At 70.5% G+C, this 20,458-nt stretch carries 21 protein-coding genes; 6 read left to right on the forward strand and 15 right to left on the reverse strand.

Annotated features, from left to right (window positions below; translation table 11 throughout):
• Positions 1-2: 2 nt before the first annotated feature.
• From KBB57_RS02190 to gap, 3 genes are all read right to left on the reverse strand, one after another.
• The gene (locus KBB57_RS02190) at positions 3-386 is read right to left on the reverse strand and encodes a hypothetical protein (RefSeq protein WP_290746112.1); all 384 of its coding nucleotides are present in this window, start codon (positions 384-386) and stop codon (positions 3-5) included.
• Between the two features lie 70 nt (positions 387-456).
• The gene (locus tag KBB57_RS02195; protein ID WP_290746115.1) at positions 457-1,821 is read right to left on the reverse strand and encodes a glutamine synthetase family protein; all 1,365 of its coding nucleotides are present in this window, start codon (positions 1,819-1,821) and stop codon (positions 457-459) included.
• Positions 1,822-1,954: 133 nt separating this feature from the next.
• Positions 1,955-2,956 (reverse strand): type I glyceraldehyde-3-phosphate dehydrogenase, encoded by a 1,002-nt coding sequence (gene gap / locus KBB57_RS02200; RefSeq protein WP_290746117.1) that lies wholly within the window; start codon positions 2,954-2,956, stop codon positions 1,955-1,957.
• 175 nt (positions 2,957-3,131) lie between these two features.
• Here gap and KBB57_RS02205 point away from each other — a divergent pair, with 175 nt between their 5' ends.
• The gene (locus KBB57_RS02205; RefSeq protein ID WP_290746119.1) at positions 3,132-3,380 is read left to right on the forward strand and encodes a BrnA antitoxin family protein; all 249 of its coding nucleotides are present in this window, start codon (positions 3,132-3,134) and stop codon (positions 3,378-3,380) included.
• A 102-nt stretch (positions 3,381-3,482) separates the two neighbouring features.
• On the opposite strand, the gene KBB57_RS02210 is transcribed toward KBB57_RS02205, so the two are convergent.
• Positions 3,483-5,009, reverse strand: a complete 1,527-nt coding sequence (locus tag KBB57_RS02210; RefSeq protein WP_290746121.1) for a TIR domain-containing protein — start codon at positions 5,007-5,009, stop codon at positions 3,483-3,485.
• Positions 5,010-5,203: 194 nt separating this feature from the next.
• Complete coding sequence (gene glpK, locus KBB57_RS02215; RefSeq protein ID WP_290746123.1) at positions 5,204-6,700, reverse strand: glycerol kinase GlpK; 1,497 nt, start codon at positions 6,698-6,700, stop codon at positions 5,204-5,206.
• Positions 6,701-6,899: 199 nt separating this feature from the next.
• On the opposite strand from glpK, the gene KBB57_RS02220 reads away from it, so the two are divergent.
• From KBB57_RS02220 to KBB57_RS02240, 5 genes are all read left to right on the forward strand, one after another.
• Entirely contained in the window at positions 6,900-7,679 is a 780-nt protein-coding gene (locus KBB57_RS02220; RefSeq protein WP_290746126.1) for a DeoR/GlpR family DNA-binding transcription regulator, read from the forward strand.
• Between the two features lie 272 nt (positions 7,680-7,951).
• Positions 7,952-8,158, forward strand: a complete 207-nt coding sequence (locus KBB57_RS02225) for a cold-shock protein (RefSeq protein WP_290746129.1) — start codon at positions 7,952-7,954, stop codon at positions 8,156-8,158.
• Between the two features lie 220 nt (positions 8,159-8,378).
• Positions 8,379-9,329 carry a DMT family transporter gene (locus tag KBB57_RS02230; RefSeq protein ID WP_367272648.1) on the forward strand — a complete coding sequence of 317 codons (951 nt, stop codon included), beginning with the start codon at positions 8,379-8,381 and terminating at the stop codon, positions 9,327-9,329.
• Between the two features lie 103 nt (positions 9,330-9,432).
• A complete protein-coding gene (locus KBB57_RS02235) occupies positions 9,433-10,560 on the forward strand; it encodes a polysaccharide biosynthesis/export family protein (RefSeq protein WP_290746133.1) in 1,128 nt (375 codons plus the stop codon).
• Positions 10,561-10,719: 159 nt separating this feature from the next.
• Positions 10,720-10,983, forward strand: a complete 264-nt coding sequence (locus KBB57_RS02240) for a hypothetical protein (protein WP_290746136.1) — start codon at positions 10,720-10,722, stop codon at positions 10,981-10,983.
• Positions 10,984-10,987: 4 nt separating this feature from the next.
• Here KBB57_RS02240 and ribD read toward each other — a convergent pair whose 3' ends face one another.
• From ribD to murI, 10 genes are all read right to left on the reverse strand, one after another.
• A complete protein-coding gene (ribD, locus tag KBB57_RS02245) occupies positions 10,988-12,112 on the reverse strand; it encodes a bifunctional diaminohydroxyphosphoribosylaminopyrimidine deaminase/5-amino-6-(5-phosphoribosylamino)uracil reductase RibD (protein WP_290746139.1) in 1,125 nt (374 codons plus the stop codon).
• A gap of 7 nt (positions 12,113-12,119) precedes the next feature.
• A complete protein-coding gene (nrdR, locus tag KBB57_RS02250) occupies positions 12,120-12,584 on the reverse strand; it encodes a transcriptional regulator NrdR (protein ID WP_290746142.1) in 465 nt (154 codons plus the stop codon).
• Positions 12,585-12,670: 86 nt separating this feature from the next.
• Positions 12,671-13,171: a hypothetical protein gene (locus tag KBB57_RS02255; RefSeq protein ID WP_290746145.1), complete on the reverse strand. Its 501-nt coding sequence runs from the start codon at positions 13,169-13,171 to the stop codon at positions 12,671-12,673.
• 542 nt (positions 13,172-13,713) lie between these two features.
• The gene (trpA, locus tag KBB57_RS02260) at positions 13,714-14,505 is read right to left on the reverse strand and encodes a tryptophan synthase subunit alpha (RefSeq protein ID WP_290746148.1); all 792 of its coding nucleotides are present in this window, start codon (positions 14,503-14,505) and stop codon (positions 13,714-13,716) included.
• Positions 14,506-14,800: 295 nt separating this feature from the next.
• The gene (locus KBB57_RS02265; protein WP_290746151.1) at positions 14,801-15,832 is read right to left on the reverse strand and encodes an HAD family hydrolase; all 1,032 of its coding nucleotides are present in this window, start codon (positions 15,830-15,832) and stop codon (positions 14,801-14,803) included.
• Positions 15,833-16,009: 177 nt separating this feature from the next.
• Entirely contained in the window at positions 16,010-16,636 is a 627-nt protein-coding gene (locus tag KBB57_RS02270) for an isochorismatase family protein (protein WP_290746154.1), read from the reverse strand.
• A gap of 88 nt (positions 16,637-16,724) precedes the next feature.
• Positions 16,725-17,186 carry a cytochrome c maturation protein CcmE gene (ccmE, locus tag KBB57_RS02275; protein WP_290746156.1) on the reverse strand — a complete coding sequence of 154 codons (462 nt, stop codon included), beginning with the start codon at positions 17,184-17,186 and terminating at the stop codon, positions 16,725-16,727.
• A 61-nt stretch (positions 17,187-17,247) separates the two neighbouring features.
• Positions 17,248-18,105: a YihY/virulence factor BrkB family protein gene (locus KBB57_RS02280; protein WP_290746159.1), complete on the reverse strand. Its 858-nt coding sequence runs from the start codon at positions 18,103-18,105 to the stop codon at positions 17,248-17,250.
• On the reverse strand, positions 18,102-19,133 hold the full coding sequence (gene argC / locus KBB57_RS02285; protein ID WP_290746163.1) for an N-acetyl-gamma-glutamyl-phosphate reductase: 1,032 nt from the start codon (positions 19,131-19,133) through the stop codon (positions 18,102-18,104). The genes KBB57_RS02280 and argC overlap by 4 nt, the downstream gene beginning before the upstream one ends.
• 308 nt (positions 19,134-19,441) lie before the next feature.
• Positions 19,442-20,257, reverse strand: a complete 816-nt coding sequence (murI, locus tag KBB57_RS02290; RefSeq protein WP_290746166.1) for a glutamate racemase — start codon at positions 20,255-20,257, stop codon at positions 19,442-19,444.
• Positions 20,258-20,458 lie beyond the last annotated feature (201 nt).

Raw genomic sequence — 20,458 nt, forward strand, 5'->3', positions numbered from 1 at the left:
GCTCAGCCCGGCGTGTCGGCGCCGCCCCAGTCCGGATCGGCGGGCTCTCCGGGCCGGAAGTCCGGGGCGAAGGTCACGGTGCCCTTCATGCAGCCGAGCAGCGGATGGCGTCCCGGACGCGGGGTCCCGACCTGCTCCACGGCGGCGAACCGGTGGAAAACCAGACGCCCGGCGGCCATGTCGACCTGCTCCGTCTGGAAGCCGGCGTCGAGCCAGGCCCGGGTGATGGCGCTGTTGGATGCGTTGTTGCTCCACCACGTGCGATGGCGGCGCGACGAGGCCGGCAGGCTGAAGCCGAGGATCGCCTCGATCTCGTCGAAGGCCATCGGCACCTGCTCGCGCCGATGCCGCTGGAGATGGTCCCGCAAGGGCTCATACTTGCTCATCCCCGGGCTCCGCCTGCTGCCGGTCCGAAGAAACTCACACCGAGGCGCACAAAGGTCAAGTGTGTGTTGGTCACGCCCGCTCGAAGCCGCGGGCGCGGTCCCAGTCGGTGACGCAGCGGTCGCTCTCGGCGATCTCCCAGCGGGCGGCGTGGACGTAGTGGTCGACCACGTCGTCGCCGAGGGCGGCGCGCAGGACCTTCGACTTGCGCAGCGCCTCCGCCGCGTCGCGGAGGTTCGTCGGGATCTCGCGGGCGCGCGCCGCGGCGTAGGCGTCGCCGCGGAACTCGGGCTCCAGCTCCAGCTCGCGCTCGATCCCGTCGATCCCGGCGGCGAGCAGCGCCGCATAGGCGAGGTGCGGGTTGAGGTCGGCGCCGCCGACGCGGCACTCGACGCGGATCGCCTTCGTCTCCTCGCCGACGATGCGATAGCCTGCGGTGCGGTTGTCCGCCGACCAGATCGCCTTGGTCGGCGCGAAGGTCCCCGCGGCGAAGCGCTTGTAGGAGTTGACGTAGGGCGCGAGGAAATAGGTGATCTCCGAGGCGTGCGCCAGCAGCCCCGCGAGATAGCGCCGCATCAGCGTCGACATGCCGTAGGGCCCCGCCGGGTCGAGGAAGGCGGGCGCGCCGTCGAGCGTCCACAGCGACTGGTGGATATGCGCCGACGACCCCGCCGCGCGGGTGTCGGGCTTCGCCATGAAGGTGAGCGCCCGGCCCTTCGACCAGGCGATCTCCTTGCAGCCGTTCTTGACGATGACGTGGTTGTCGGCCGAGACCAGCGCCTCGGCGTAGCGGACGTTGATCTCCTCCTGTCCGGCCGAGGCCTCGCCCTTGGAGTTCTCGACCGGGATCCCCGCGGCGTTCAGCCCGGTGCGGATCGCCCGCATCACCTCCTCCTCCTTCGAGGTCTGGAAGATGTGGTAGTCCTCGTTGTAGGCGCTGATCGGCGTCGGCCAGCGGTAGCCGGCGGCCTGCACCTCCTCGAAGCTCTCGCGGAACAGGAAGAACTCGAGCTCCGAGGCCATCATCGCCCGGAGCCCCATCGCCTCCAGCCGGGCGCGCTGGCGCTTCAGGATGGCGCGGGGCGAGTGCGGGATGTCGTGGTGGCGGTGGTCCTGCACGTCGGCGAGGACCAGCGCCGTGCCGGGCAGCCAGGGGGTGACCCGCAGCGTCGAGAGGTCGGGCTTCAGGGCGTAGTCGCCGTAGCCGGTCTGCCAGCCCGTCGATTTGTAGCCCGGGACCGTCTCCATCTCGAGGTCGGTGGCGAGGAGGTAGTTGCAGCCATGGGTCTCGCGATGGCCGCTCTCGAGGAAGAACTCGGCCTGGAACCGCTTGCCCATCAGCCGGCCCTGCATGTCGACGAGCGCCACGAGGACCGTGTCGATCGCGCCCTCCGCGACCGCCTGCTGCAGCTCTTCGATCGTGAGCGCGCCCCGCATTCCGTTCCCCCGCCGCAGCTTTCGGCGCGAGGCTATCGGGGCGCGCGGGACCGCGCAAGGCGGGCGCGGCGGCGGGGCTCCGCCACGCCATGGTCGCAAGGCGGGCGCGGCGCGGGCGCCGCGCCGGGGCGGGTCAGATCAGCTTGCCCATGGCGACGGCGGTGTCGGCCATGCGGTTGGAGAAGCCCCACTCGTTGTCGTACCAGGTGAGGATGCGCACCATCGTTCCGTCCATCACCTTGGTCTGGTCCATGTGGAAGACCGAGGAATGCGGGTCGTGGTTGAAGTCCGACGACACGTTCGGCTCGTCGGTGTAACCGAGGATGCCGTTCAGCTCGCCGTCGGCCGCCGCCTTGATCGCGGCGTTCACCTCGTCCTTGCTGGTCGCCTTGCGAGCGATGAAGACGAGGTCCACCACCGAGACGTTCGGCGTCGGCACCCGGATCGCCACGCCGTCGAGCTTGCCATTCAGTTGCGGCAGCACGAGGCCGACGGCCTTGGCGGCGCCGGTCGAGGTCGGGATCATCGAGAGCGCCGCGGCGCGGGCGCGGTAGAGGTCCTTGTGCATCGTGTCGAGCGTCGGCTGGTCGCCCGTGTAGGAGTGGATCGTCGTCATGAAGCCCTTCTCGATGCCGACGGCCTTGTCGAGCACGTAGGCGACCGGCGAGAGGCAGTTCGTCGTGCAGGAGGCGTTCGAGACGACGAGGTCGTCCTTGGTCAGCGTCTTGTCGTTGACGCCGAAGACGATGGTCTTGTCCGCGCCGGCCGAGGGCGCCGAGACGAGGACGCGCTTGGAGCCGTTCTGCAGGTGGACCTTCGCCTTCTCCTTGTCGGTGAAGATGCCGGTGCATTCCAGGGCGATGTCGACGTCGCCCCAGGGCAGCTCGGCCGGGTTGCGGACGGCCGTCACCTTGATCGGGCCGCGGCCGACGTCGATGGTGTCGCCGGAGACGGTGACCTTGCCCGGGAAGCGGCCGTGGACGCTGTCGTAGCGCACCAGATGGGCGTTGGTCTCGACCGGGCCGAGGTCGTTGATCGCGACCACCTCGATATCGTCGCGTCCCGATTCCACGATCGCGCGCAACACGTTGCGTCCGATGCGGCCGAAGCCGTTGATGGCGACCTTCACGGCCATGGCGTCCCCCTATCTGCGTTCCCGAAACGACCGAGGAATTCGGCTCGCGTGGGATACAGCCCCCCGCGCCGCGCCGCAAGCGCGGGCGCGGAAGGCCGGGCGGCGCCCGGGCCGACGCGACGGGCAAGCGGCTGGCCGGCCGGGATTTTCGCGATGCGCGGGGCATGCACGATCCATGGACCGCAAGCCCAAGGCGCGGATGCTCCCGCCCGACTGGCGGACGCTGGAGAAGGCGGCGCCGACCCGGCCGAGGAAGACGCGGATCACCGCGGCCTTCGACGCCGACGTTGCCCGCTGGCGCCGCGGCCTCGGCGAGGGCTGCCAGGCCCGCATGAACGCGGTCCTGCGCGCCTACATGCTCGCGGTGGTCTCGAAGGAGATCGAGCGGCGGGGGGGCCGGGACTGGAAGGGGGATTTGATCTGAGGAGAGGCGCTTCGCCGATATGGCCCGGCAGGTCTGCGGTGAGGTCAGCCGATAAGTTGCCCGCCGCTTTTCTTTGCCCGTCCATACTGGTCCTGTAGCGGCTTAGCTACTCTCTTTGTCTTCTTTCAATTCCGCCGCAAGCGCAGCCGCTCCAGCCAGTCGATCTTCTGCGAGACGCGCGCACAGTTGCTCAACGATCTCGGACACTTGCTCTTCTGTACCGGCGGATGGATCAAATGAAAGGCCGCCATATTTCGCATCGTCTGTAAAGAACCCAGATTTCACCGTCCGATATCGAATGGGAATAACTTCATTTGAGCCGAATCTTTCTCTAAATGCGTCACTCTCGAACTTGGTCCAAATTCTGGTCGGATACTCGGGTGACATGAGGGCAATCACGTATTTAGCTTCACTTCTATAAATAGGCGCTAAATAATCCTCTACATTTTGTGCAATTATTCTGTGCTGCTCATTTTCGTCGTAGAATACCTCCAATTCGTGCTCCATAAGTTTTTCAAAAATGGCGAGCGCAACATCTCTGTCAGCCCCGGCGAAGGAAAGTGCAAAGTCATACCTATTGGGGAAGTATTCAGCTTTGTATCCAACCTGTTTAGTAAAAACACGCCAAACGAGGTTCTTTAAATAGAACACTAGTCTAGGATCTTCAACTGAAAGTACTGAAGTTGATATCTCGTAGTGAAAGTACGAATCTAACCCTTTTTCCTTGTCCGCCAAGAGGGTCGCGAGGTGTCCCTTATCCAAAACCTGCCCTATGCTTCCCTTCATGTGCGGGTGCACGGCCACTGCGTCAGTCAGGTCCACCGACCACTCGTCGCTTTCCGATAGCCACTTTAGCATGTGAAGATAAGGGGCTCGACCCTCTCTTCGAATTTTTGAGCCACGCGCAAAATTTACCGTAACATCCTTAAAGACTCTAGATAAGTCGCCGAGTATATCCTCGACAACTCCGTTTACCGACGTGGTGATCTCTATCTTTTGCTCGCTAGTTATTGAAATTCCGCCCAAAACGCAAACCTTATGACAAATAAGCTGAGCTAGCTGGAAGCTCCCCTGACATCTCCTTATTATATCTTCTTTGGAGTTAATTACAACATTGAGCGCACTCTCGCCAAGTTCAATTAAATCATATATGGACTCGTCAGGATTAGACTCTAGGCGGTACACGTCCAATCTAAGGCCAAGATCATGCGCAACCTTCACAAGTTGCTGTCCAATTTTGTTTATCCCAATCAAAACTAGCTTTGAATTTGCATCCTCACTATCTGCTAGAACCTTCATGTAGTCAGATAGGCTGGCCTTTGTCTCATCGCTAAGTCGGTGAAAATCATCCACTACAACTGTACCAATGCTTGCCAATTCTGGAATGCTCTCTATGTACTCTACGTCGTTCGGTCTTCGTGCTGACAAAAACGATGCTTGAGCTTCTAATCCAAGCTCTTGAAGTATACGAATAACGACGGAGGTTTTACCAATTCCGGATGGACCCTCGATCACAAGGCATCGTCCAGGGGTCCTCATAGAGACAAGTATCTCGGCATAGCGTGTCGGCTTTACAAATGTAAAGGTTGGAACTCCGGACAGACGAAATACTTCTTCTACCTTAGCCAATGAAGCTCTCCCGTTTGGTGCTAAAGAAAATCATAGAAAGATATGCGAGATTCTCGGAGATTTATTGTAGATCTCGCCCCCTATACCGCCAATCGGACGCCAACGAGCGTGCAGTTCGCGAACAGCGTTTGGGTTGCACAACAGGCTACTGGTATATTGCTTGCGTTCGTTGGGGCATCCCAGATGGCGCACGTCTAACTACCTCCACCACTCAACGTCCGCTGCACCGCATCCAGCCACCCCGCATATTTCGCCTCCCGCCGCGCCTCGTCCATCGCCGGCTCGAAGCGGCGGTCCAGCGACCACGACCGGGCGAACTCCTCCGGGCCCGGACATACCCCGGCCTGCATGCCGGCGAGCCAGGCGGCGCCCATCGCCGTCGTCTCGCGCAGGCGCGGGCGGTCCACGGGCGCGCCGAGGATGTCGGCGAGGCCCTGGAGCAGCCAGTCGTTCGCCGTCATGCCGCCGTCGACGCGCAGCACCGGGGGCGCGCCGTCACCCGGCCAGTCGCGGCGCATCGCCTCGTAGAGGTCGCGGGTCTGGAAGGCGACGCTCTCCAGCGCCGCCCGGGCGAACTCGGCCGGGCCGGAGTTGCGGGTGAGGCCGAAGATCGCGCCGCGGGCCTCGGCGTCCCACCACGGCGCGCCGAGGCCGGTGAAGGCGGGGACGAGGTAGATGTCCTGGGTCGGGTCGGCCTGCATGGCGAGGCCTTGCGTCTCGGCGGCCTCGCGGATCAGCCGCAGCCCGTCGCGGAGCCACTGCACCACGGCGCCGGCGACGAAGATCGAGCCCTCGAGCGCGTAGGTAGGGCGGCCGCCGAACTGGTAGGCGATGGTGGTCAGCAGCCGGTTCGCGCTCGCCGTCGGCGCATCCCCGGTGTTGAGGAGCGCGAAGCAGCCCGTCCCGTAGGTGGCCTTGAGCATCCCGGGCGCGAAGCAGGCCTGCCCGACCGTCGCCGCCTGCTGGTCGCCGGCGACGCCGAGGATCGGGATCGGCCGGCCGAAGAGGTCGGGACGCGTGGTCCCGAACTCGGCGGCGCAGTCGCGCACCTCCGGCAGCATCGCCATCGGCACGCCGAGGAGGCCGCAGATCTCGGGGTCCCAGCGACCCCGCCGGATGTCGTAGAGCAGCGTCCGCGCGGCGTTGGTCGCGTCGGTGACGTGCGCGGCGCCGCCGGTCATCCGCCAGATCAGGAAGCTGTCCACGGTGCCGAAGGCGAGCTCGCCCCGCCCGGCGCGGGCGCGCGCGCCCTCGACCGCGTCGAGGATCCACGCGACCTTGGTCCCGGAGAAATACGGGTCGAGCAGGAGCCCGGTGCGCTCGGCGATCATGGGCTCGTGGCCCTCGTCGCGCAGGCGGGCGCAGGTCGGCGCGGTGCGGCGGTCCTGCCAGACGATGGCGGGGTGGATCGGCTCGCCGGTGGCGCGGTCCCAGACGATGGTGGTCTCGCGCTGGTTGGTGACGCCGATGGCGGCGATGTCGGAGGGCGCGAGGCCGGCGCGCTCGACGGCGGCGCGGGCGACGCCGGCGGTCGAGGACCAGATGTCGGCCGGGTCGTGCTCGACCCAGCCGGAGCGGGGGAAGTGCTGGGGGAACTCCTTCTGCGCGGCGGCGACGAGGCCCAGCCTTTCGTCGAAGACGAGCGCGCGGCTCGAGGTGGTGCCCTGGTCGATGGCGAGCACATGGGTCATGGCGATCCCCTCCCGGCGCGCCTCTGGCGGGCGGCGTCGCCCGAGCCTAGCGGCGTGCGGGGCGGGCCGGCAAGCCGTTGCCGCGCCCGGCGCGCCTCTGGCGGGCGCGTCGCGGCGGGCGGGGCGCGCGGGGGCCGGCAGGCTGTTGCCGCGCGGCCGGGGCCGGCCTATGAGGGAACGAGCTGGGTTACGAGGCTAGATGGCCGTCAACTTCCGCCATTCCGAGATCCTGACCCTCGCGCGCGAGCACGGCAAGGTGACGGTCGAGGGGCTGGCCGCGCATTTCAGCGTCACGGCGCAGACGATCCGCCGCGACCTGACCGAGCTCTGCGACATCGGCCAGCTGACCCGCGTGCATGGCGGGGCGATGATCCCCTCCGGCGTGATCGCGCTCGGCTACGAGGACCGCCGCAGCCTCGCCTCGGAGGGCAAGGAGGGCATCGCGCGGATGGTGGCCGAGCAGATCCCCGACGGGGTCTCGCTCTTCATGAACATCGGCACCACGACCGAGGCGGTGGCCCGCGCGCTCCTCAAGCACCGCAACCTGATGGCGGTGACCAACAACCTCAACGTCGCGAACATCCTCGCCACCTCGCCGAACATCGAGGTGATCGTCGCGGGGGGCATCCTGCGGCGGGCGGACGGGGCGCTGGTCGGCGACGTGACGGCGGAGTTCATCGGGCAGTTCAAGGTGGACTACGCGATCATCTCCTCGGCGGCGGTCGATCCCGACGGCTCGCTCCTCGACTACGACTTCCGCGAGGTGCGGGTGGCGCAGGCGATCATCAAGAACGCGCGGCGGAGCTTCCTCGTCGCCGACCACACCAAGTTCAAGATGGCGGCGCCGGTGCGCATCGCCTCGCTCGCCGAGCTCGACGGCTTCTTCACCGACGTCACGCCGCCGAAGTCCATCGTCCAGCTCTGCGCCGACAACGACGTCTTCATCCGCACCGTCGAGCATTCGGGGCGCGGGCGCTAGGGCCGGCTCCCCGGGCCTGCGCGGGGTCCGGACCGGCCGTCCGCCGACCCCTGACGGCGGGGAAAGCGCGCGGTTCCGACCGGCGCGGTCCCGATGCGTTTCGGCCGGCGCCCGCATTTCGCTTGCTTTGTCGCGCCGCAGGCGCCATGCCGCATCGGCTACGTTATGACGTTCGACCTGCTGTTTCCCCCTGAGCGGCCTCAGCTTCGACCTTCCGCTGACCGAGCCAGGCCGCCGCATCCTGCGGGCGGCGCCAAGAGGAGACGATCACGATGGCCAAGGGCACCGTGAAATGGTTCAACGCCACCAAGGGCTTCGGCTTCATCCAGCCCGAGAGCGGCTCCAAGGACGTGTTCCTGCACATCTCCGCCGTCGAGCGGGCTGGTCTCACCACCATCGCTGACGGCCAGAAGGTCACCTACGACCTGGAGCGCGGCCGCGACGGCCGCGAATCGGCCGCGAACCTCGCGCTCGACTGACCCGACCCTGCGGCGCCGCCCTCCGGGGCCGGCGCCGCATCGCTCCGGGCCGCTGGCCGGGCCTGCCCGGACCGGCTCCGCGGCCGGAGCATGAGGAATTCCCCGCTGTCGCCCGATCGCGCCGCGCTCGCGGTCGCGGGTCCGCGCCTCCGGAAACCGCTTGCGAAGCCGCGCGCCCCGTCGCCCGGCGCGACCTGAGGCCAGCCGAAAGAGGTGGACCGTGGCCGACGCTGACGTGACCGCCGGCCCGCGGGGCGCGAGGGGCGGGGCGTTGAGCGGGGACCGCCCCTTCCTCGGCGTCATGCTGATGCTGGCCTTCTGCGCCCTCGCCCCCGGCGGCGACGCGCTGGCCAAGCTGATCGGCGACCGGATGCCGCTCGGGCAGGTCGTGCTGGTCCGCTTCGCCCTCCAGGCCGCCATCCTCGCGCCGCTGGCGCTCGCCCTCGGCGCCGAGATGCGGCTCAGCCGCCGGGTCCTGGCGCTCACCGCGCTCCGCACCGTCGTCCATATCGCCGCGGTCGCGGTGTTCTTCCTCGCGCTCCGGGCGCTGCCGCTCGCCGACGCGGTGGCGATCGCCTTCGTCATGCCCTTCGTCATGCTGCTGCTCGGCCGGGTCTTCCTCGGCGAGCGGGCCGGGACGCGCCGGCTGCTCGCCTGCGCCGTCGGCTTCGCGGGCACGCTGATGGTGATCCGCCCGAGCTTCGCCGAGGTCGGGGCGGCGGCGCTGCTGCCGCTCGTCACCGCGCTCCTCTTCGCGCTCTTCATGCTCACCACCCGCGCCATCGCCCGCGAGGCCGACCCGATCGCGCTGCAGGCGGCGAGCGGCGCCATGGGCGCGGCCATGCTCGCGCCGATCCTGCTCCTCGCGGACCGCGCCGGCCCGCCCGGCCTCGGCTTCGCCGCGGCGCCGGCGGAGGTCTGGGCCCTCCTCCTCGCGCTCGGCCTCCTCGGCACCGTCGCGCACCTGCTGATGACCTGGTCGCTGCGCTTCGCCCCGGCCACCACGCTCGCGCCGATGCAGTATCTCGAGATCCCCTTCGCCACGCTGATCGGCTTTCTCGTCTTCGGCGACCTGCCCGACGGCATGGCCGCCGCCGGCATCGCCGTCACCGTCGCCGCCGGCCTCTACGTCATCCACCGCGAGCGCCGCGCCGGCGCCGCGGCGGCCTGACGGCCACACCTGCGGCGCGTCCGCCATCTTGCGCTGGCCTCGCGCGGCGTTTGCGGATAGCTTCCGCGCCAAAGCTGGCGAACAAGGCGCGACGAGGCCATCGATGCAGCTCCTGCGGACGGCGAACCTGCCGCGCTGCCTTGCCGCGGCGCTGATCCTGCTCGTCGCCGGCTGCACCCTGCCGCGCTCCGGCCCGACCGCCAGCGAGATCCTCGACGCCGGCGACACCGACGTCCGCATCGTCCAGGTCACCCCGGCCGTCGCCCGCGCCGCCAGCACCGACGCCGCCCTCGGCTTCTCCGCCGCCTTCCTGCGCGCCGGCGTGGTGTCGCCCGACGCCATCCGCGCCGGCGACCGCGTCACCGTGACCGTCTGGGAGAACGTCGACACCGGCCTCCTCGCCGGGGTCGGCCAGAAGGTCACCTCGCTCGACGAGATCCAGGTCGACAGCCAGGGCAACATCTTCGTGCCCTATGTCGGCGTGGTCCCCGCCGCAGGCCGCTCGCCCGACGAATTGCGCCGCGAGATCACCGCCGCGCTGGAAAGCCGCACCCCCGAGCCGCAGGTCGAGGTCCGCCGCGCCAGCGGCGTCGGCTCGACGGTCAGCGTCATGGGCTCGGTCACCAACCAGGGCGTCTTCCCGATCGAGGAGCCCACCCGGCGGCTCTCCTCGATGATCGCCCAGGCGGGCGGCGTGACCATCGTCCCCGACGTCGCCCAGGTGCGCGTCGAGCGCGACGGCCGCACCGGCTCGGTCTGGCTGCAGGACCTCTACGACAACCCGCGGAACGACATCGCGCTGCGCGCCGGCGACCGCATCATCATCGAGCAGGACCGCCGCTCCTACACGGCCCTCGGCGCGGCGAGCGTGCAGCGCCGGGTGAACTTCACCAAGCGCGACCTCTCCGTGATCGAGGCGCTCGCCGACGCGGGCGGCCTCGACGGCCGCGCCGCCGACCCGACGGGCGTGTTCCTCTTCCGCATCGAGAGCCCGGAGGTCGCCCGCGTCGTCACCGGCCGCGCCGACCTCGTCGGGCCGCAGCGCGTCGCCTACGTGATGAACCTGACCACCCCGGACGGGCTCTTCGCGGCGCGCGAGTTCATCGTCCGCGACGAGGACACCATCTACATCACCGAGGCCCCGCTCGCCTCGTGGTCGCGCGTCCTGAGCCTCGCCGGCCAGGCGGTGAACTTCGGCAGCTCGGTGACGGTGCTCGAGAGCCGCTTCTGATCCACCCGGCCCGACTGCTGCGCCCGGCCCGGCCCGCAGGCGCCGGCTTCCACCCATCGTCGCGCGTGATGAGGGCCATCTCGAACATTCGTTCGAGTGATGCGCGCCTTGGGTATATCCTCCTGCCATGGCTGCAAGGCAGCAGCCGGGAGACCCGCCATGACGATGATCGCCCCCGGGCCGCGGCGCGCCGCGGCCCCTCTCGCCGGCATGCCGCGGCACGCCGCGGCCCCCTTCGCCGGCATGCCGCGGCGCGGCGCGGCCGCCCGGACGGGCGCGCGCGGCCACCTGACCGCTGCGCTCCTCTTCGCCCTCGCCGGCGCCCTCCTCCTCCTCGCCCCCGCGCCCCCCACCTCCGAGCCCGGCCTCGCCCGCCCGGAACAGGCATGGAGCGTCGGCGGCCTCGACCCGTTCGCGCGGTAGCCGGCTACCCCGCCCGCTCCCACCGCGCCCGGACGTCGCCGCCCACCCGGCTGACCTCGGCCAGCCGGAAGCGCGGCGCGTCGGCGAGCGCCGCCACCTCCATCGCGCCCACCGCCGCGACGCCCTCGCCGCCGAGCGCCAGGCCGGCGACGAAGGCGACCACCTCGTCGACGAGGTCCGCCGCGAGAAGCGCGCCGGCGAGCCGGCCGCCGCCCTCGCACAGCACCCGGGTCAGCCCGCGCGCGCCGAGCTCTTGGAAGAGCGCGCCGAGGTCGAGCTGGCCGTCCGGCTGGAACGGGACCTCGATCAGCGTCGCCCCCCGCTCCGTCCAGGCGGCGCGCCGGGCCGGGGCCGCCTCGGCGTGGTGCGCGAGCCAGAGCGGCGCCTCGCCCGCCGACCGGCCGAGATGGCTGTCGCGCGAGAGCCCGAGCGCGCCCGCGACCACCACCCGCACCGGCTGGCGGTCGCCGAGCCCGATGTCGCGCACGTCGAGCCGCGGGTCGTCCGCCCGCGCGGTCCCAGACCCGACGAGCACCGCGTCCGAGGTCGCCCGCATCAGATGCACCTCGCGCCGGGCGAGCGGGCCGGTGATCCAGCGGCTCTCGCCGTCGGCGGTGGCGATCCGCCCGTCGAGCGAGGTGGCGAGCTTCAAGGTCAGCCGCGGCCGGCCCCGCCCGATCCGGCTCAGGAAGCCCGCGTTGAGCGCGGCGGCCTCGGCGGCGAGGAGCCCGGTCGCGACCTCGACCCCGGCGGCGCGCAGCATGGCGTAGCCCTTGCCGCTCACCCGCGGGTCGGGGTCCGGAATCGTCGCGACCACCCGCGCGATCCCGGCGGCGGCGAGCTCGGCGGCGCAGGCCGGCGTCCGCCCGACATGGGCGCAGGGCTCCAGCGTCACGTAGGCCACGGCCCCGCGCGCCCGCGCCCCCGCCACGTCGAGCGCCATCGTCTCGGCGTGCGGCCGCCCGCCGGGCTGGGTCCAGCCCCGGCCGACCACGACGCCCTCCGCCACGATCACGCAGCCCACCGCCGGATTGGGCCAGACCCGCCCGAGCCCGCGCCGCGCCAGCCCCAGCGCCGTGCGCATGTGGCCCGCGTCGATCTCCGCGTCGATCTCCGCCCGGCGCGCCATGGCGCGCCTAGTCGTCCGCGCTGGTCGGCCGCAGCTCGGAGACGAACTCCTCGAAGTCGTCGGCCGCCTGGAAGTTCTTGTAGACGCTGGCGAAGCGCACATAGGCGACCGTGTCGATCCGCGCGAGCGTCTCCATGACGATCTGCCCGATCGCGTCCGAGGGCACGTCGGTCTCGCCGAGGCTCTCCAGCCGCCGCACGATGCCGGAGACCATCTGGTCGACGCGGTCGGGCTCGATCGGGCGCTTCTGCAGCGCGATGCGGATCGAGCGCTCGAGCTTGTCGCGGTCGAAGGCCTCGCGCCGGCCGTTCTTCTTGATGACGACGAGGTCGCGCAGCTGCACCCGCTCGTAGGTGGTGAAGCGGCCGCCGCAGGCCGGGCAGAAGCGCCGCCGCCGGATCGAGACATGGTCTTCCGCCGGGCGGCTGTCCTTCACCTGGGTGTCGATGTTGCCGCAGAACGGACAGCGCATGCCGAGATCCCCGGGGCCGTTGAGCTCACGATCGCACCGGACTATAGGCGGCGGTCAACCTCTTGGGTAGGGATTTCTCGCGGCCACTAGATGCGCCGCGCCCGGGGCGTCGCCGCCAGCCGGACGACGCTGCGAAAGGTCTGCAACGACAGTTTCGTCTCGCAGGCCCGCCCCTCCTGGCTGCCCACCCAGATCTCGTACTTGCCCTCGCGCGGGGCGGCGATGCGGATGCGGGCGTTCCGCTCGCCGCCGTTGTCGTCGTCGAAGAACCAGCGCCCCGTGGGCGTGCGCAGCAGGATCACCGTGTCGCAGTCGCCCTCGGTGCGCACCTCCAGATCCATGCGCTTGCGGTCGGCGACGTAGAGGATGCTGGCGCTCGGGTCGAAGGGGATGTTCCCGGTCCCCGGCACCCCGTCGCAGAGCTCCAGCGGCACCGTTCCGCCGGCGCGCACCTCGGCGGTGAGCGGCGTGCGCAGCCGACCGGCCAGCACGTGCAGCGGGTCGATGGCGGTCGGCCCGCCCGGACAGGCGTCGGCCACGCCGGCCCAGACCATCAGGCACAAGAGCCCCAGAACCGCCCGCAGCATCGCCCCGCCCCCGCGCCGTCACCCCTTAACGCCACGTTAACGCCGCTCCCCTGCGTTCACCAAGCGCGGCGCGCGACACTGCTTAATCCGGCGACCGGGCCTGTGGGCAAGTCCACACTGCACGACAGTGGAGAGGAAGCCCGGCCCGAGGCTGGCCGCGACGCCGACGCCAGACGGATTTGACCCGTGGCAAATCCGTCCGCGATCGCCCCTGCGGGGGGCGAGCGCGTCGCCGCGCTCGCCGGGGCGCTCACGGACGGATGGCGCGCTCCCGGAGAAATCGGCGCCCCTCACGGCTTCCGCGCCAACGCGCTCCAGCCGTCGGCGCGACAGGCGAAAGCCGTGCTTTCGCCTGTCGCGCCGGGCCTCGCGGGCAAGCCCGCTTCGGTCGGTCGGTCGGTCGGTCGGTCGGTCGGCGCGCGCCCCGTGGATCCAGCAGGGCAGACAGGTGTCGTGCAGTGTGGGGCAAGTCTGTGGATAACCTGAAATCGCAGGTATATCAGCTATTTGACTCGCGTCCCGCTGTGGGACACCCTGCCGGGTCAGGCCGAATGCGCCGCCTCGGCGAGGCTGCGGACGAAGGCGAGCACCTCGGCCGGGCTCTCGCCGGCGCCGATCCGCTCGACGATGGCCGAGCCCACCACCGCCCCGTCGGCGATCGCGGCGATCGAGCCTGCGGCCTCGGGGCTGCGGATGCCGAAGCCGACGCAGACCGGCAGCGGCGTGCCCGCCTTGATCCGGGCGACCTCCGGCGCGATCGACGCGGCGTTGGCCTCCGCCGAGCCGGTGATCCCGGTGATCGAGACGTAGTAGACGAAGCCCGAGGTGTTGGTCAGCACCTTCGGCAGCCGCTTCGCATCGGTCGTCGGCGTGGCGAGGCGGATGAAGTTCAGCCCCGCCGCCTGCGCCGGCAGGCACAGCTCCTCGTCCTCCTCGGGCGGCAGGTCGACGACGATCAGCCCGTCCACCCCCGCCCCGGACGCCTCCGCGAGGAAGCGCTCGACCCCCATCGAATAGATCGGGTTGTAGTAGCCCATCAGCACCACCGGCGTGGCGTCGTCGTCCTCCCGGAAGGCGCGAACCATGTCGAGGGTGCCCCGGAGCGTCTGTCCCGCCGCGAGCGCCCGCTGCCCGGCCCGCTGGATCGCCGGCCCGTCGGCCATCGGGTCGGTGAAGGGCATCCCGAGCTCGATCACGTCCACCCCCGCGCCGGGCAGGCCGCGGACGACGGCGAGCGAGGTGTCGGGGTCGGGATCGCCCGCCATGACGAAGGCGACGAAGGCCTTGCGGCGCTCGGCGCGCAGGCGATCAAAGGCGGCCTCGATGCGCGACATCCCGTCCCTCCGGCGTTTCGCCGCCTTCTGCGCGAACCCGCCGCGAAACGCAATCCCGCCCGCCCGCGCTCCCGCCCGGGCCCCCCGCCGCGGCCGATCTCCTGCGTCCGCGACCGGTCGCGAATCCGGGCGCGAATCCGGTCCCGGGCCGCGCCTGCGGCGTCGGGCCGGACGGGGCGGCGGCTCGCCCGGGCGGGGGGCCGCCCTCCTCGCCACGGAGGGCGGCCGTGCGGGCGAGAGATCGGGCCGGCGGCGGTCCGGGCCCTCGCCCGGGTCCGAGGATCCCGGAGGCGGTTCAGGGTCCGGCGAAGATCGTCTTCCAGTCGTCCTTCATGCTGATGACCCGCCAGTCGCGACCCTTCGCCTCGTCCATCAGCGACTGCGAGAACGTGCCGATCCTGCTGTCGGGGAGCCCGCCGGCCGGCCCGTAGGCGAACTCGCGGTCCTTGTCGTCGTGGAGGACGAGGAGGCCGAGCCGGCGGCCCTCGCCGGCGGTGGTCCATTCCAGCATCTGCCGGTCGCCGTCGGAGTTGCCGAAGGCGATCTGCGGGCGCTGGCCGATGAAGAGCTCGATGCCCTGCGCCTTGCCGGGACCGTCGTCGACGAAGAAGATCTTGGGCTCGCGCAGGAGTTGCGGCTTGCCGTCCACGATCTCGTATTTCGTGGCGATGCTGGAGCCGACCACCTGCTCGGGCGGGACGCCGTAGACGTCCTCGGCATAGACCCGGACGAACTCCTGGCCGCCGCCGGTCACGAGATAGGTGCGAAAGCCGTTGTCGCGCAGGAACGCCATGACCTCGCGCATCGGCTGGTAGGTGAGCTCCGTCACCGGCCCGCGCTTCAGCGCCGGGTTCCGCGACTTCGGCAGCCAGTCGGCGACGAGGCCCGCGAAGTCGGCCGTGCTCATCCCGGCATGGGTGACGCCGATGATCTCGACCAGGTCCTTCTCGGAGAGCTTCGCCATCGCCGCGTGGTCGCCGGACAGGATCGCCTTGAAGGGCTCGGCGTCCTTCCACTCGGGGTGCTGCGGCGCCATCTCGGCGAGTCGGTCGAAGGCGAAGAGGCCCTGGGCGTACATCGGCTGCTCGACCCAGGTGGTGCCGTCCTGGTCGAAGGTGGCGACCCGGTCGCCGGGCTCGACATAGTCGGGGCCGCCCTCGGTGGTGACGGCCGCGACGAGGTCGAGGATCGCCTGCTTCGTGGGCGTGTCGTTCCACGACGGCAGGGGGTCGTCCTCGGCGAGGGCGGCGAGCGGCGCCGCGAGCAGCGCCATGCCGGCGATCGCGCCGAGAAGCGCGCGTCGCGTGAGGTGCAGGAGGTCGTGCATCGGAGGCCTCGGTGGCAGGGGGATGCGAAGGATAGCCGCAATGGCCTCCGTTGTCGCGGCGGTCGTTTCCGTCGGCGCGACGGGCGCCGGAGAGGCGCCGCGAGGCCATGCCTCGCCATGGGCGAGTCCAAGGCTGATGCGAGATGTGTGACGCTCCCGCGCGCAAACGCGCCCCCCTCAGCCCGCGGCGCGGCGCTCGCGGGCGATGTGGGCGATCACCGCGTCCCGGGTCAGGAGGTCGGCGTATTTCTGGCCGATGTCGTGCAGGTTCGCCTCGTGCGCGGCGGCGCTGCGGTCGCCCACGCAGTCGACCGCGACGATCGGCCGGAAGTTGTGGCTGATCGCGTCCACCACCGTGGCGCGCACGCAGCCGCTGGTGGTGCAGCCTGCGAAGATCAGGGTGTCCACGCCGCGCCGGATCAGGTGCGAGGCGAGGTCGGTCCCGAAGAACGCCGAGGGGAGCTTCTTCTTCAGCACCCGCTCGCCCGCCTCCGGGGCCAGCGAGGAGATGAACCGGCTCGATTCCGCGCTCTCGGTCAGCTGCCGCAGCCGCGGGGCCTTCACCGTCCAGAACCCGCAATCCGAGCCGTCGTCGGCATAGGCGATGCGGGTATGGACGATCGGCAGCCCCGCCTCGCGGGCGGCGAGCAGAAGCGGCCGGGTCCGCTGCGCCGCCTCGGTGATCGCCGGGTACTGGCTGCGGTAGAAGAAGCCGTTGACGAAGTCGATGATGAGGAGCGCCGGCCGCTCGCCGAAGCCGATCGAGCCGCCCAGTCCTTCCGTGCTGGCCTCCGGGCCCGGCATGGTCTCCTCCGTCGCCGCCACTCTATCGGGCGGCCTCGCCCCATTGTTGCGCCAAGCCCGCGACGGACGCAACCGGCTCGGCTGTCGCTCAGCTGTCCGGCGCGGGGCTCGCGTCGGGACGGAACAGCCCCTGCTGCTTCAGCGCGTCGGCGACCTCCTTCGGCATGTAGCTCTCGTCGTGCTTGGCCAGCACCTCCGAGGCGACGAACACCCCGTCCTCGATCTCGCCCGACGCGATCACCCCCTGGCCTTCGCGGAAGAGGTCGGGCAGCACGCCCGAGAAGCGCACCGGCGTCGTGTCGCTGCCGTCGGTGACCACGAAGCGCACCTCCGCCCCCTGGCCGCGCAGCACCGATCCCGCCTCGACGAGCCCGCCGAGCCGGAAGCGCTCGCCGGCGCGGGGCGGGTCGAGGGCGACCTGCGAGGGGGTGCGGAAGAACTCGATGCCGTCGCGCATCGCGTAGCCGATGACGCCGGTCGCGACGGCGAGGAGCGCCGCGGCGACGACGACGAGCTGGATGCGGCGGCGTTTCCTGAGGCCGACGGCCACGGCTGGGCTCCCCCCTTGGCTCGCGCCTATCTAGGCGCTCGCGGCCGCGGCTCCAAGCCCCTCAATCCGCCGGCCATGTCCCCTGCGGCCGCGGATGCGGGGCGAGGCGGTGGAGCGCCGCGTTGAGCTCGGCCCCGTAGATGATCGTCACGGCCGTGATGTAGAAGAACATCAGCGTGATGATGACGCCCGCCAGCGTGCCGTAGGTCACCGTGTAGGTCGGCGTGAAGCTCAGGTAGATCGAGAAGCCGCTGGCGGTCGCGAGCCAGATCACCGTCGTGGCGACCACCCCCGGCCAGAGGCTGCGGAGCGCGATCTTCCGCCCCGGCAGGGTGAGGTGCATGGTGAGCACGAACCCGGCGAGCACGATCACCCCGAAGCCGTAGGTCAGCCAGCCGGCGACGAGCGGGATCTTGCGGTTGGCGAAGTCCTCGGCCGTCGCGAGCATCAGCGGGCTGAAGATGATCAGGAGCCCGAGCAGCGCCGAGACGATCGCGCCCACGAACACCATCACGATGGCGAGCGCCCGGTTGGTGAACCAGCCGCGCGGGTCCACCACCGCATAGGCCCGGTCGAAGGCGATGCGGAAGCTGTCGACGGCGTTCGAGGCGACATAGACGGCGAAGGCGGCCGAGAGCGTCAGCACCCCCCCGCTGCGCTTGGCCAGCACCTCGAGGACGACGGGCTCCAGCGTCAGCGCCACATGCTCCGGGGCGATGGCGAAGAGCGCGTCGATGATCTCGGCCGAGCGGGTGCTGCCGACCAGGATGCCGATCAGCGTCGCGGCGAAGATCAGGAAGGGAAAGATCGACAGGAGGCCCGAGAAGGCGATCGAGCCCGACATTACCCAGCCGTCGTTGAGGTTGAAGCGGTCTTGCGCGTCCCAGAGCGCGCGGAGGAACCGCTTGAGCCCCTTCACGGAAAGAGAGGCGCCGCCATCAGGCCCGTCGTCTCCGGCAGGCCGAGCATCAGGTTGGCGTTCTGCAGCGCCTGGCCCGAGGAGCCCTTGGTCAGGTTGTCGAGCGTCGAGAACACCATGACCCGCCCCGGCCGGCGGTCGGCGATCACGCCGAGATGGACGAAGTTCGAGCCGCGCACGTGCCGCGTCGCCGGGGCTTCGCCGAGCGGCAGCACGACGAGGAAGGGCTCGTCCGCATAGGCCTCGGCCAGCGTCGCATGGATGCGCTCCGCCTCGCCCCGGACGTAGATCGTCGCGAGGATGCCGCGGTTCTGCGGCAGCAGGTGCGGCACGAAGGTCACCTCCACCGGCTTGCCGGCGGCCAGCGCGAACTCCTGGTCGAACTCCGCGAGGTGGCGGTGCTTCGCCACGTTGTAGGCGGCGTAGCCCTCGGACACCTCGGAATGGAGCATCGCCTCCTTCGGCGAGCGGCCGGCGCCGGAGACGCCGGTGGCGAGGTCGATCAGGATGTCGTCGGTCTCGATCACCCCGGCGCGGAGCAGCGGGATCAGCCCGTACATGCCGGTCGCCGCGTTGCAGCCGGTCCCGGCCACGAGGCGCGCCGCCTTGATCTCGTCGCGGTAGAACTCGGTCAGCCCGTAGACCGCCTCGGCCTGGAGGTCGAGCGCGAGGTGCTCGTGGCCGTACCACCGCGCATAGACCGCGGGGTCGCGCAGCCGGAAGTCGGCGGAGAGGTCGACGATCTTCAGGTCCCGGGGCAGGGCGGCGATGACCTCCTGGCTGGTCGCGTGGGGCAACGCGCAGAAGGCGAGGTCGATCCCAGCGAGGTCGGCGTCGGGAATCGTCCCCAGCCGCGGCAGGTCGAGATGGCGCAGGTGGGGGAACACCTCGCCCATGGTCTGCCCGGCCTTGCGGTCGGCGGTGAGCGCGGCGATGCGCAGGGACGGGTGGGTGGCGATCAGCCGCACCAGCTCGGCGCCGGTGTAGCCCGACGCCCCGAGGATCGCGACGCGAAACTGCCTGTCCAACTTCGAGCCCCCTTCTGGCCGGGGCCGATCCCTAGTGGAAACCCCGGGCGCGATCAATCCGCCGCGTGGCGCAGCCGGCCGCCGGGTCGCCAAAAGCGCCGCACAGTGCGACATGGGGCAATTGTCTGGAATAAAACGGAAAAAGTGTTAACAGGGCAGTTATCCACAGGGTCGGCGCCGGGCGTGCTCCGGAACGGAAAGGCGCCGGCGTCGTCCGGGCTCGCTTGCCGGCCTTCCCTCCACGGCGCTCCGGGCCAAACGCGCCGGGGCGAGGACCGGCGCGCGGCGGCGCGTCGGGGAAGGTGGCCTCAGGCCGGCCCGAAGGGCAGGGGCTCGCCCATGAAGCGGGCGGCGCTGGCCCCGACGGCGGCGGGGTCGCCGGTGGTCAGGTAGGAGAGCCGTCCCGCGCCGCTACGGAAGGCCGGGTGGCGCCGGAGATAGTCGGCGAGGCTCTCGGCGACCACCTCGGGCTGCGAGACCAGCGTGGTCGTGGCCGGCAGCGCTGCGCGGAAGGCCGCCTCGACCAGCGGGTAATGCGTGCAGCCGAGCACCGCCGATTGCGGGCGCGGCAGGCGGGAGAGCAGGGCGGCCACGTGCTCGCGGGCCACGGCCCCGGCGCGGCCCATGTCGCCCGCCTCGATCGCCTCGACGAGCCCGACGCAGGCCTGCGGCTCCACCCGAACGTCGCGGGCGCGGAACTTCAGCTCGCGCGGGAAGGCCCCGGAGGCGACGGTGGCCGGGGTGGCGAAGAGCGCCACGTCGCGGAGGCCCGTATGGGTCGGCGGCCCGTCGTCGCCCCAGTTGCGCCGCGTCAGGTGCTCGATGACCGGGACGAAGACCCCGAGCACGCGGCGGCGCGTCGGATCGAGCCAGTCGGTCTGCAGGTCGTGCAGCGCCACCGCCGAGGCGGTGTTGCAGGCGAGGACGACGAGGTCGCAGCCCTCGCGGAACAGCCGCTTGACCCCCTCGACCGTCAGGTCGTGGATCTCGCGCGGCGGCCGGCGGCCGTAGGGCGCGTTGCGGTTGTCGCCGAGATAGACGAAGTCCTGCTCCGGCAGCCGCCGCGCCATGGCGCGCAGCACCGTCAGCCCGCCGAGCCCGCTGTCGAAGACCCCGATCGCCAAGATGACCTCTCCCGTCCATGCCGCGCGCGCCCAGCGTTCTATTGCGGGCGCGGACGCGGCGCGAGGGGCATCTGCGGCGCCCGTGCGGGAAACGGCCGGGACGGGCCGGCGGATCGCATCCGGCGCAGGAGCCGGTCGGCTCCGTCCGCCTCGCCGGCCGCGCCCTGCCGGCCTGCGGCGTCGTGGCGCCCGGCGCGTCGG

Origin of the sequence: Amaricoccus sp. (genome assembly GCF_017993425.1) — a bacterium.
GTDB lineage: Bacteria > Pseudomonadota > Alphaproteobacteria > Rhodobacterales > Rhodobacteraceae > Amaricoccus.